The following is a 13,692-nucleotide window of genomic DNA, read 5'->3' on the forward strand; positions in this document are numbered from 1 at the left end:
CGCCGCTTGGGTGTGTTGTTAATAAATGATTGGCGTCTATATTAACAGGCCGGGGGCTTTTTTCTTATCCTCCCCCCGAAGGATTTATTCCACCCGGTACTTCTCCGGATCAAAAGCGTCTTTCTTTTTCCAGCCGTCAGCCAGTGTATCCTGGATGTGCTTCATGGCTTTCGTATAGAAGTCCGTCAGTTCCTCCAGCTTCCCGAACGTCCGGTACCGGGGTTCCTCATCCGTTCCGAACTTGAACGTCACCGGAAGCGTCGCGCCGCCGTTCTGCACGGCAAGGTCGTGGGCCGCCTTGTAGTTGAACTGGTTCTCACTTGACAGCCACACCGGCATACCCTCGTAAACGAAGCCGGAAAGTATCTCCCGGTCGATCTGTTCGTTGTACCAGCCCAGGATAACGCTTCTTATTATCTCACCGGAGGGCTTCCCTAAAAAGTTCTCCTCCATATAGTCGGCAGAACCGTCCTCCCTTTCCCGCACGTCCCAACGGATGCGCCACGTGTTCTTCACCGGGTTCACGCATTCCAGCAGCTTCACCCCGGCTGTTCCTTCAACTCGTTTCATGTAAATACGTATTTGGTTCGACCCTTCCCAAAGGTTTCCGTCTTGATGGTTGTTTCAAAAGGAAAGCCGTCGGGCATCTCTTTCACTTGCGAGAGGATGTTCTTCATCTCCTCGCTGTTGGTGAAGAACTTCTTCGGCTCACCGTTCATCTCGATGGCCACGATACAGCGGTCTTCTCCCTGCTCGGTCTTGATGCCCGTCTCGAAGTCCTTCACTACAATCGGTAAGTTTACCAGTTCCCGGATGCTTACCACCACCCCGGGAAATCGCTTTTTGCCGTCTTCGGGCTTATAAGCGACGTTCAAGTCTTTAAATGATCTCATGTCTTTGCCTGTTAATTTTTTAAACAACGTATGACAGTCGGCGTGCTTGGCCATCCCGTAGAACGACGCTATCAGCTCACGCCTCCTTCTTCTTGATTTTACCTCGTGCATTTTTCGGGCGAATTTCTGCTTGATGCGCTTGCGCAGACGGACGTGGTCCGCACCGAAAGTCACATATCCCAGAAAATCGATGCCCTCGCCCAGGGGAAACACACGGTCGTTCCCCTTCACCCGGAGACCGACATGCTGAATATGCCCATGGACGATATCACGAATCTTCCACAATTCCGCTTTCGTTTTACCCAATACGACACCATCATCACAATAACGGTAGAAATGACGGACACCGTACTTGTCCTTCAAGTAATGATCCAAAAACACAGACAAAAGCAAATTACCCAGACCCTGCGAGCTACGCAGCCCGATACTCAAACCCTCGGGCATCAGCCGGACAAAATTGTCAAGTATGGCGATGAGTTTCTTGTCCTTGAACACCCGGCCGACACAATACATCACGAAGTCCTGCTTCACGCTCTCATAAAACTTGGTGATGTCGAACTTGTAACAGTACCGCGTACCCTCCGGATCCTCGACCATGTCACGACGGATATACGACAGAAGATCGTGCATACCCCGCTTCTTGATACTGGCAGAGGTGGTACGGATGAAACGTTTCCGCAAATGGCAGTCCACCACCGTCATGATGGCATGTACGGCGATACGGTCGTACATAGGGATTACCTGGATACGGCGCAGCTTGCCGCCCTCGAAAATCTCTCGCTCACGATAGTCCTTCACACGGAAAGTACCGTCCGAGATACGCGCGGCCAGTTCCTCCAACACCTCGGGTTTATGCGCAAGCAGGTAGCGTCCCTGGCGGCTGCGTTTACGCCTCCTGCCGCGAAGGACCTGAAGGAAAGACTCCTCCATGTTGGAGGGCTTCACGATTTCCTCTATTACAAAACCTGCTCTGTGCATATTTCTTTTGTTTTCCATTTTGGGGCCTTCAATCCCCCGGGCACTGCTTCTTCGAACCGTTTCCGGCCTACCAAACCCTCCCGACACTCTATTTTTCAGTTTTCCAGCCCCGAAAAGGCTGCTGTTACTGAGGCTTGCTTCCCTCGGCACCACGGTGGGGACAAGTCCCCGGTGTTGTACGCCGATTAAAATTTCTTTTCGATTGTTGTTCAGACGAGAACCGATGTTCGTGTTCGTATTCGAGAAATCGTTATTCGCATTCGACATCGAGACACCGCCATTCGGGTTCGCGTTGTTGTTGCCACGATAAACCACACGGCTTATGGGGAAGCGCCACCTTTTAATTTGAATGCAAAAGTACAATTTTTCATAAATTATTATTTAACAAACAGGTACAAAACCCCGGAAACAAAAATTTTTCAACGGGCTGACGCCCGTAAAGAACGGTGTTCCCCGAACAAGGGGAACACCGGACGTTTTGTCGCTTCGCTCCCGCTTTGACGCTTTACGCGGCCGGTCATGCCACCTCGCTTACCGACTTGAACGCAGCGACGCTTGCCGCCTTGACGAGCCGGCCGCGGAAGGCCAGACGAGAACCGATGTGCGCGTTCGTAAACGAGAAATCGTAAAACGCATACGACATCGAGACACCGCCATTCGGGTACGCGCTGTTGTTGCCACGATAAACCACACGGCTGGCTGCGGTGGATATATAGTACATATCGCAATAATGCGTCGAGGAAGAACCCGAAACGGAGCCCACCGGAACCACGTCCATGTACTTGCCATGTGCAACGGCCGTTATCCATACACCCGAGCTTGTGCCTCCTTTCACCATGCGGGTCGTGCCGTCAGGCATCCAGATACGCCACTTGCCGGCGTTGCCGCTGTCATTAGGAAGGTCAACACCGTCCATCATGTCATACTTATGACCGTAGATATCCTCGTAGCCAAGGCAGCAGATATTGTTCACCTGTGTGACTGTAGCACCGCCGTAGTCATCCTCGCCGCGATACCAGGCGTACTGGTGGACCATGTTGTCCACAAGCGAGTTCGTCACGTTCGGGTTGATGGCGTGCGCCTCTTCATAACCTATCGTATCGGTCATGCCGCGTGAAGCGGTACCGCCGGTGATACGGTTGTTAGTATGCTGGCCCGCGCCGCATTGTTCCTGGCTGTCACGACGGCCATAGGCGGCGTAGAAGAGGTTGGCGATACGGGAGTGCATCAGCGCGTCAATCTGCTGCATGCCGCGCTGGACAGAGTAATAATGGAAGTCGGCCCAGCTCATGCTCGCCGTAGTGCTGCCGCCGGTGATACAGGCACGGAGCTTGGAACCGACAACCGAACTGCCCACAACCGCGCAAAGGTGCTCGTCATTGGCTACCCAGTCCGGCTCCATGTCCTCGATCCTGTCGGAGTTGGAAAGCACTACCTTGTCGAACTCCGCGGTGTTCAGAACGGAGAAGTGCAGCGCTGTGGCATCGGCAGGAACGTCAGCGATCAGGTACATGCCCGCCTCGAACTTGTTGGAGAGGGTCGGAACAACGATGGAACTGACTACGGCACCGGTATTGTCAGTGAACACGCTGCCGACAAGGTTCGTACCGGGAACGCTCGGGAACCGGACACGCTTGTGCCCGCTGACGTTCACCTTGCAGACGGAATACGTGGTGTCGGCACTGTAGCTGTTCGCGAGCGTGTCCTTGCCGCTCATGATCTTACGACCGCTCAGGTAACCGCCGGCTTCCTTGATGTCATCCAGCGTGAGGATATCGGCGTCAGGAACGGAGGGCATGTCATCCCGGCCCTTGCTGCTGTAGCAGGAGTAATGCTTGCCGTTCAGGTAGTCATTGATGCCCTTTGACCAGAAGAAGGGCTCGAACATCATCCAGTCGCCCTCGCTGCCGTCAAGTTTGGCGGGGCTGCCATCGGCGTAATAGTTGGAATTATTGTCGTCAAGCGGGTAATAGGTCATCTCACCGTCGAGATTGTTCACCGTCGTATCGATGTTCGCGATCTTCACGCTGCGCGTGGTGGCTTTCTTGGTCACTTTCGCCAGTACACGGTGACGCTGTTTCAGGATGGCGGCGATATGCCCGCTCGTCCTGTAAGGCGTACCGTACTTGTAACCTGTCCTGTTGTCCGGGTTGCTGATATTGGCATCATCGGCCACATCGTCGTCGGATTCGATCATCGTGTATTCGGGCTGGAGGATGTTCAGTTCCGGGAAATGGGCTTTCAACGCCTCGTATCTCTCATCCTCGACATAGTTGGTAAGGCGCACCGTACCCGCCAGCGCGCACGTGTCCGTGGCGTTGCCTTCTGCGTCCACGCCGCCCATCTTCATGAACCGGTTCAGCCATGTGCCGTCGTCCTCCCGGTCGATGCCGGTCACGCGGATGCGTTCCACGCCGGAACAGCGGTTCAGCAGGGTTTCCCAGTTCAGACCCGGGCAGCCGTCAACGATAAGCGTCTTCACTTTACTGTAGTTCTCCAGCGTGAGCCCGCTTGTAGCCAGTTTGCCCAGATATTCCAATTTCAACACGGTCAGCGTGCCGGGAAGCCAGGCTCTCGTCAGCGGAGCACCCTTGGCAAAGGTCACGCTCTGCACCTGTGTGCCTCTCGCGTCAAGTTCCTCCAGCTTGGTCTGGTTCGTGAAGTCAAGCTCGGTGCTGGTGTTGCTCCCGGTCTTGGCCTGTGCCTGGTTGCGCAGGTTCACCTTACGCAGCTGGCGGCAGCTGCCGAGGTTCAGCCACCAGCCAGTAGAGCCGGTGGAGGGGCTTTGCAGGTTCAGCTCACGCAATACGGTACATTTACCCAGGTCAAAGCCGTTCTTCAGGCGGTCCGAGGCGCCGGTCATGTCAAGCACACGCATGCGGCTCGCGCCGTAGATACGCAGGGGGTCGTTTACCGTGTAGGCCCCCGTGATTTGAAGGGTGGCCACCTTGCCGCCCTCCACGATGCCGGTACCCGCGATATTGGGGCTGTTGTTCGTGCCGTAACCGAAGGCGTACACCTCGCTCGCCGTAATCTTCACCACGTCGGCGGCATCGGAGGAGGTACGGGCCATATACAGGTCGATGTTGTCACTCGTGAAGTTGCTCGTGCCGTATTTGGCGTCCAGAAGGGCGAAACGGTTCTTCACGAAGTAACTGCGGTGCGCAGCGTTGCTTCCCTGAAGGGCGTAGATGAACGGCCATTTCTTGCCGTAAACCTCTTCCATGTTCGGGCGGATATACTTCAGGTAGCCGCTCTTATTGTACGCACGGTCGCTCCAGTTGCCCGCCTGCTCGACGTCAAGCATCGACAGCACGCGATCGACCGTCATTTTCGCGCGGTAAGCGGCGGCGCAGGCTTTCAGCTCGTCCTGCAGGTTGGCCAACACAAGGTTCCAAAGCCAGCTGTCGCGGCCCTCGAAGGCGTATTTCCCCGCCTCCGCGTCCCACGTGTCACGGTCGAGCGTGTAGTCGTAGGCAAGGAAACAGTCGTTCCTCTTGGCAAGCTGGGTGTCACCGTCGTAATAGGTGGTGTACCAGACCAGCCCGTCCCAGGTACGCAGGAGGATGTTCTTCGCGCGCTGGTCAACGCTCGCGAAGTAGTCGGTGTGCACGTAGTAGGTCAGCAGGTGGTCCACATCAAAATACTGGCCGATTTCCGTCCTGAACTTTTCACTCACGAAGGTGCCCAGGTCGTCCGCGGTGGCGTTTGCCGGGACACATGAACGGATCCAGCCGAAAAGGCGTTTCAGTGCGGACTGCTGGGCCGTGTTCAGGCCCGCCCATTTCACGTCGTCCGGGTAGTTGGTTTCCAGGCCGGCATCGAAACCGGCGGCAAGGTCCGCGTCGCCGGAGCTCTGGAAAAGGCAGACCCTCTCGCCGTTGTTCAGCGTCTCCAGCGTCATCGGGCAGGAAGGGGTGAAACCGTCAAGCCCCTCCATGCCGAACAGCCGGCCGCTCTTGCTCTTCTCGTTGTTGAAGTTGTACTGCCCGTAGTAGGTGCTCTCCCCGTCGGAGGTCTCCGCGCTGAACACGTCGATGGGGAAACCGTCGATGCTCTGCCTAACCTTCACCGCGTTCAGGTCACCGCCCGCCTGTTCCAGCTGGTAACGCTGCGGAGGGGTCAGAAGGCCCAGTTCGAGCATCACGTCGTTGTACAGCTTCGCCACACCGGTATTCAAAGTCATGGACGAGTCGGAATAGTCGGACTTCATGCAGAACAGGTCCATCGGGATGCTCCCGGGGCGCATCATGTACCTGTTGCCGCCAAGGGGGTCCGGGGTACCGTTGATCTCGAAACTGAGGTTCGCGCCGCCCTTGGTGAAGTAGATGCGGATGTTCTTGCTCGGGTATTTCGTGGAACTGGTACCCTGGATCCGGATGTAGCAGTCGCGGAGGACAAAATCGTACTCCTTGCCGAAAGGGGACCAGAAATAGACGTCGGCGATGAAGTCGGTCTTCTTGTTGTTCGTCTCGTTCACCTCGTCAAGGCCGCCCTTGCGGACGATGCGCATCACGCCCTTCCCCTTGGCGCGCAGCTTGTCGATATCGACGTCGCCGCTGCCGCCCAGGATGTCGTTCTCCTCGTACAGGCGCATCATGTCGTCGCTGCTGCCGGCATCCACCATCCGGTTATCCAGGACTTCGTCATCGCTCAGGGCACGGTTGTAGATACGGATGTTCTTCAGTTCCACATCAGCGGACGCGCTGTCGACGGTGATACCCGCCGGGGTGTCCTGGCGGAAGTAGTAGCTGTTGTCGTAGATGTCAGCACCGGCACGGTTGCCGTTCACGTAAAGTTCCATCAGGCGCCCGTCACCGCGTTTGCCGATGACGAAGGCGACCTTCAGCCACTTCTCGGGGGCGAACTTCGTGCCGATCTTGATTTCACGGCTCGCGTCCTCACCGTCCTCGTTCGTGTAGTGCAGGATGGTGCCGGTCTTGATGCTCGCCTCCTCGCTCGTGACACTAAGGCCTTTCCCCTTATCCATGCAGCTGATCACCTCGCCCTGACGGTCCGTCACACCCGATACCCGGAACTCCATCTCGATGGTAGCGCCGGAGGCGCCGGCATCATCCTTGAACAGCTGGTAGCCGATGACGGCCTTCGCCCCGCCCGTCAGTTTCAGGCTGTCACCCGTCCAGCCGTTGCTGCTCCAGTCGAAGCCCTCGAAGATTGTCTTCACGCCGTTATACTCCCACCGCGCCGGGTCGCTCTCGCTGTTGCTGCGGCCGGACGGGCTAAGCTTCACTTGAAGGCCGTAGGTGGCCTCGCTGATGTCGATGCCGCTCTCGACCACGTCAATGTGGAAAGTGTAGGCGGTGGCACCGACCTTCAGCTGCATCTGCTGTCGGCCCTGCTCCGTGAAGCGGTTCCGGTAGGTCTGGGCGGTACGCGGGACGCTCACCGTCTGGAGAAGCGTGCCGTTCCTGTAGATGCCCACACCCGCCGGGGTGGTACCGGGATCGTAGGCGGCAAACTTGAACTCGCAGTTTTCGTACTGCCCCACCTCGATGACCGGGGAGAGGTGGTCGGCACCGGTAAGGATACGGCCGTCCCGGTGGGTGACCATCAGCCCCACGTAGGGGACGCTGCTGCCGCTCTTCAGGATATCGATATGGATGCTCTCGCTTTTGAGCGTCAGGCCGTCGCCGGCATCCATCTCGGCGACCATCTGGACGGTATGCCGGCCTACCGACAGGGAGGACATGGAGAGCGGGAAGCTGCTGTTGGTCGTACCGCTGCGGGTGACCGTGTGGGCGTTCTGCTGTTTGCCGTCCACGTAAAGGGTCACCACCTTCGTGCCGGTGCCGCTCACGCCGTAGGGGATGTTCACGGTCTCCTGCGCGCCATAACCGCCGGAAGCCAGGCCGGAGGCGATATTGTAGCTGCTGGACAGGGCCAGCGTCACGCTGCGCACGCTAACGTACGCCTGCCGCTTCTGCGCCTTGCCGGTGGTGGGGTCGGTGGTCTCGGCTATCACGTAGATGTCGCTCGTGCCGGAAAGGAGGTATTTCGTCAGGTCGAGCGTGTACGTGCCCTTGCTCACATCCTGAACCGTCTCCGAATAGGTGGTGGTGGCGCCGCGCCTCACCTGGACGGTGATTTTCGCTTTCTGGCCGGTACTCTCGCCCTTCTCGTCGCCGCTGCCGTACTGGTGGTCGTAGGTATAGGTCAGCCTTACCGGGTCGCCTTCCTTGACGGTGGGCTTGTCAACACTTGCGCCAAGCACTATCTTCGTCGTGCTGCCCTCACCGCCGCCACCGCCGCCTCCGGCAGGGATGTCGAAACCGGTCACCTCGACGCCGCTTTTGTTCTTCAGGCTCACGTGGACGGTGGTCTCGTCGTCGCTCAGTTCGGCGGAGCTGTCGAAGATGGTGTTTGCTTCCACCTCGCCCAGCTTGGCCGCCACGGCACGGTTCTCGACCGGGTTCGTGCTTTCGGCGTTCAGGCTCTCGTCAACCTCCAGCTTATCGATGGTCAGGCTCACGTTGCCCTCCGCATCGGGGATTTGCTTCTCACCGTTCACCGTCAGGCTCTTCATCGTGCCGGCCCCGCCGAAATCCTCCCAGCTCGCGGCCTGTTCCCAACTCTCCACGCTCGTGCCGGTGAACTGTTTCGTCTCCCATCTGCCCTGCGCGGCCTCGTAGGTGATGCAACGGCCCTTGTGCCGGTATTTCACGTTTACGGCGGCGATGGCCGTCTCCAGGGTATAGTAGCCGTTCTCCAGCGGAACCTCCTCCGTCACGTTGTACGTGTTGCCGCCGCTACCCGTACCGCCGGGAATGTCGGTGGAGGTGATTGCCTGCCCATTACGGCCCAGGATGGTCAGTTTCACCGTGTCGTTCTTCTCGTCAGGGACGGCTGTCATGCTACCCACCAGGCTGCCGTCCACGGCTGCGGCGGCATCCTCCGCCTTCTTGGCGGCGGCGGTGGCCGTACCGGCAGCGGCATCGGCGGTTTCAGCGGACCTGTTTGCGGTACCGGCGGCGTTCGTCGCGGTCTGGGCCGCATTGGTGGCGCCGGTCGCGGCATTATTGGCCTTCGTGGCGGCAGCGTTAGCCACCGCCGCAGCATCCTCCGCCGGTTTCCGGAGCAACGCAACCGGCGCAAGCACGACCTCCTGGCCGCGCATCGCAGGAAGGCTCTTGATATTGTCCAGCGAGGTGACCTCGGCCAGTTCATCGACACTCTGGCTCTCAGACTTGATGGAGTTCAGGATGTCCTTCTTCAATTCATTCTTTTCAGATTCTGTCAGTGCCATAAATTATCCTCCTTATCTTTCTATCAGTTGTACAACCTGCGAGTAACAGCCGGGAGTCAGTCCGGAAACAGCCTCCTTTATCAACACGGCATCTTCCGATGTGATTTCAATCTCACCGCCAGTGTCCATTATCCGCATACAAAGGTGATACGCACGCATCTTCTTACCGTTGTCTGTCTGCATATTGCCACTCGGACGAATACCCGTCCCGTTGAAAAGGCACTGGGCCACGATATGACCGATTACCTGCGGGTTGCCATCAACCAGCAGGGGTTCACCATTAAAATCCTTAAAATCCGCATTAAAATTTACCTTCATAATTACATGATATTAAATACCCAACATTTTGACAACAATACCATTGACAACTTCAAGGGTATAATTATTAGTTAGAAAATCATTCTTCACAGACCATCTGAAAGTCCCGGAAACACCCTTCCGGTAAGTATAGGTCCCGTCACTGCCCAAAGTCCATTCCGTACCATAATTGTTCGAAAGGATGTCGCCACAATATACCGCACCGTTCACATGTACGCCCCCGTCAAAAAAGCCGGCATAAGAATTGGCACTTACCGGGTAACTTTGTCCGGATGATTTGCTGGAAGCATAAATGGCGGCACCGCCCGTATTGGAACCGACAACCTTCACTCCGAACCGCCCCTGAGTGGCGGCATTGAAAGCGACATCCACAACCCCATCCATATCGGTCTGGGACACTCCGAGTTTCAAACTGCGGGAATCGTTGCCGAAATAATCACCCGCTTTCCAGAACAAACGGCCGGACTCTATCGTAAAACCGCCGATCTTGCCATCTTGGGCATGAACGGTCCCGTATATTTTTGCATTGCGCGTCTCAATACTACCATCTTGCAAAATTTTAAAATTATTGTTAGCCGTAACAAGCCCCTCAAGGGTAATGTAGTCGCCTTTGATTTTTATACCGTCACCGCCGACACCAACAAGGGATTTTAAATTTCCGTCGCCGTCAATGGCATATAACCCGGAATATTTGGAAGTAACCATCAGACCTGTCTCTTCCAACATATTCTCGTCCTTATCAAAGACAGCCGCCGAAATCTTCACCAGACGCTCCGACTGCTCGAAAAGTGTTTTATAACGGTGCGCCAGCGATTCCACGCGGTCGGTAGAGAGTATGAGCATGTACAGGTAGATGTCCCCGGTGAAAGACAGCTTGAAGTCTCCCGTACCGTTCCAAAGACCGCTACAGGTATATTGCACGTAGCCGTCAGTCGCGGGCAGTTCCTCTTCCACTTCCATGCTGTTGAAGTTGGCGAACCCCGTCTTGTCAACACCCACGAACTCCACCCGCAGGGTTCCACCGACCGCACAACGGTAAAAGAAGGTCAGGTACACCGGGACGGCTTCCTTCTCCCCGCTGCCGTTTTCAGGCATGGAGGGGATGCTTTTCAGGTTCTCACGTTTCTGGAGAATGTACTTACCCCGGATACGCACGACCTTACGGCCGTCATCCTCGGTCACGCTCGCGCCGTCACCCTTCTTCGTCAGCACATTGCCGTTCGCCCAGACCCAGCGGTTACCCACAAGGAAGAACACCGTCTCGTTTTCCGTGTTCCATTTCATAAGGCCGTCATCAAAGGCGGGGTTATTCAGATACCCGCGATCGGTGGCGAAGTCCTGGCGCAGAGCGGTCACCACACTGGTGATACGTCCCTCGACGATCTCGAATTTTGTCTTGATATCCTCGCCTGTCACCAAAAGGAATGTCCCGCGCAGATAGGCGTTGTCGCTGTAAAGGCCGTTGCCGTGCGGCTGGTTGTCGGCCGGGAACCAGTCGTCGCTGATGCCGTCCAGGTTACCCAGGCGGGCACGAAGGCAGCCGGTGAAGTTTTTCGCCTTCACGCCGTCCATCACGTCCATGCGGGGCTGCCCGTCCTCGGTGGCGGATATCAGGATCAGGTTCTGGCGCAACGGGTTTTCCGTATTACCCATCAGCACACATTCGTCACCGGGGGCAGGCAGGGAAGTTCCGAACTCATCCACGCCCACGAGGATGGAATCACCCTCCACGCCGGCAACCTCCACCCAGTAGCCTTTCAGGTTCCCGCCGGTAAACGTGGCGCAACGCATCAGGTCATGCGCCCGGAAGGTATTCGCCTGCTCGAAGGTGATTTTATAAAAGCCGTCCTCCGGAACGGCGGTCTTTATCTTGCCATTGGCGGCGGACACACAGAGCTGGCCGCCCACGCTGCGAACCTTCTCGATAAGCAGTTCCAGCACCACCATGACCTGGCGCACCGTCAGCTTGTCGATGGTAAGGTGCGAAAGGGCGTCCTCCATCCACAACCGCCAACCCTCACCCAAAAGGCCGTCCACGAATTTCGGGCTGCGAAGAAGCTCACGCACAACAAGGGTCAGCAGTTCGGCGTTGCCCTTGCCGTCAATGTGGCCGTTCTCCTCCGGACCGATGCCGACGCCCTCCTCGAAGGTGATTTTCTTTTTCGCGCGGTCGGCCTTCTTCTTGCTGATGAACTCCGCCTGGCTTCTTCTGGCCGAGAAAAGGTTGTTGTCGGTGGGAAGCGTGTTATCCCAGCTCCTTATGATGTCGGGAAGGTTCGCGCCGGCCGTTCTGGTATAATTCCTCACCTCCTCGATACTCCCCTTCAGGCTTTCCATCACGCCGGTGGAAAGCGCGTCACCGATTTCAAGATCCACCTGTGAGGGGAGCGCCACCTTCCGCGTGATTTTCGTGATACGACTCAAGCGATAACCCGTTTCCGGGAAATACTCCGTGCTTTCCAACCGGACGCGGCGGCCCGGGTAAAGGTCTATCCCGTTACGCTCGACATACACGTGGTCTGTCGGGCCCTTGTACACGGAAACGTCGACGGCGTTCTCCGCGTTGTACCTGTTCACCGCCGTCAGGTATTCCTCCTCGGCAAGCGCGTAGTATTCGTCAGGCATGCGGATATTCCAGAGGATATACCTGTCACCCGCTTTCGGGACAAGGCGGTCACCGGGAAGCTGCGTGTCGTCATCATACGGCCAGATGGTGATGATCTCGAACTCGCGGGTGTCACTGTCGAAGTTCACCTCGAAATAGTAGGTGCCGTCCTCTTCCTCGCCAAGACCGGCAAGTTCGCCACCTTCCTGGAAGGAGACACGTTTCACCTTGCCGGCAAGTTCGTAAGCGTTGGGATCGAAGTTCAGCGTGTCATCCCGGAAATACCAGATCACGAAAGGGTTGCCGTCCTCATCCGTCACCTGCGCGCTGCGTACAGAGGTCACGGTACCCACGCGGCGGGGATAGATATCCGCGAAGGCGTCCTTCTCGTAGTGGTGGTGGATGCCGTACTTTTCCGTGTCCACATCCACATATTTGGCACCGTCGGGAAGCTGGAGGCGGCTGTGGCCGTATTTCTCCGGGTCGATGTTCCGGGAACTGCCGATCGGAAACAGGCGGGTGTAGAACTTCGCGCCGTCGGCCTTGTCGCGGGAAAGCTCCGTCAGCCCTTTGCCGTAGGACAGGGTAACCTCCTCACCGTGTTCGCAACGGCAGAGGTTCACAGTCTGGCCTTCCACCCACCACTCGGCGCCCGGCACCTTGCCGGCAAGTTCCTTCAGCGCGTCAGGGCAGTACTTCCCCTCGTAGTCGATGACCACGTTCTCGGTACCTTCCACACGCCCCACTTTCCAATCGGTGATGCCGCCCATGCCGTCATTGATGGACTTCACAATCAGGGCCATGTGTTCCCGTGGCGGGGCGGTCAGCGTAAATACCGGCTCAGGGTCGCCGTCCACCACGTTCAGGACGAGGAAACGTTTCATCAGGCTCTCGATGCCGTAAAACTTCACGTCGTATTTCCACTCCTGCGTGCTGCGTTCATCCGGAAGGTAACGCTCCTGGAGCCAGTAGCGCTCGCCCTCGAAATCCACGTAGTCGTTCACCTCAAGCGCCACATACTCGTACAGGGTGAAGGAGAGCGTCAGCACGTTGTCCGACTGGATCGCCTTCACCTGCGTCGAGCTGTCGTCCGGGGAAAGGACCGCCTTCGCCTGCCTGTTACTGTCATATACCGTTAAAAGCATGTTCGAATGGTGTTTGAACGTTGTTTAAATGATTGGTTCGGGTTCGCGGAATTTCACCTTGAAGCGGCCGGCCTGCACGCCTTCCCGCCAGAGGTAGGTCAGCGGGGTGAAGCCGGGACAATCCAGGTAATGCACGCGAAATGTCAGCTCCAGCTGTGGAAGATACAGCGAGAGCCAGCCTTTGTCGCCGGTTTTCAGGAAGGAGATGAAGGACATGTATTTCTTCAGCCACTCCCCTTTACCCGGGGCATACAGGGCAAAGGTCAGCGTGATGTCGCGCGCTTCGTTGGCCACTGTCAGAATGTCGGAATATTTCTCCCCGTTCTCCTCACGTATGTCCACGGCGGTGTGCGCTTTCGTCTTGCTCGCGGCAAGGATGGCTTTCAGGTTGTCACGCCCGCCGCGCTTCTCTTCGGTCAGGAATACGCCGTACTCCGTCCAGATATCGGTGCCGTTGATAAGGAACAGCCCGCCCATGATTGGTTCCAT

The 13,692-nt window shown here is 57.1% G+C and carries 6 protein-coding genes; all 6 read right to left on the minus strand.

Annotation, left to right across the window (positions count from 1 at the left end; all coding sequences use genetic code 11):
* Nucleotides 1–84 precede the first annotated feature (84 nt).
* Complete coding sequence (locus ACESQI_RS16420) at nt 85–570, minus strand: hypothetical protein (RefSeq protein WP_008762194.1); 486 nt, start codon at nt 568–570, stop codon at nt 85–87.
* Nucleotides 567–1,871 (minus strand): reverse transcriptase domain-containing protein, encoded by a 1,305-nt coding sequence (locus ACESQI_RS16425; protein WP_138333989.1) that lies wholly within the window; start codon nt 1,869–1,871, stop codon nt 567–569. The genes ACESQI_RS16420 and ACESQI_RS16425 overlap by 4 nt, the downstream gene beginning before the upstream one ends.
* A 517-nt stretch (nt 1,872–2,388) precedes the next feature.
* Entirely contained in the window at nt 2,389–9,135 is a 6,747-nt protein-coding gene (locus ACESQI_RS16430) for a LamG-like jellyroll fold domain-containing protein (protein ID WP_373126578.1), read from the minus strand.
* A 12-nt stretch (nt 9,136–9,147) separates the two neighbouring features.
* Nucleotides 9,148–9,453 (minus strand): hypothetical protein, encoded by a 306-nt coding sequence (locus ACESQI_RS16435; protein WP_008762191.1) that lies wholly within the window; start codon nt 9,451–9,453, stop codon nt 9,148–9,150.
* 12 nt (nt 9,454–9,465) lie between these two features.
* The gene (locus tag ACESQI_RS16440; protein ID WP_373126579.1) at nt 9,466–13,203 is read right to left on the minus strand and encodes a hypothetical protein; all 3,738 of its coding nucleotides are present in this window, start codon (nt 13,201–13,203) and stop codon (nt 9,466–9,468) included.
* Between the two features lie 24 nt (nt 13,204–13,227).
* Nucleotides 13,228–13,692, minus strand: a complete 465-nt coding sequence (locus ACESQI_RS16445) for a hypothetical protein (protein WP_149921842.1) — start codon at nt 13,690–13,692, stop codon at nt 13,228–13,230.

Origin of the sequence: Bacteroides sp. HPS0048 (genome assembly GCF_964240755.1) — a bacterium.
Taxonomy (GTDB): Bacteria; Bacteroidota; Bacteroidia; order Bacteroidales; family Bacteroidaceae; genus Bacteroides; species Bacteroides nordii.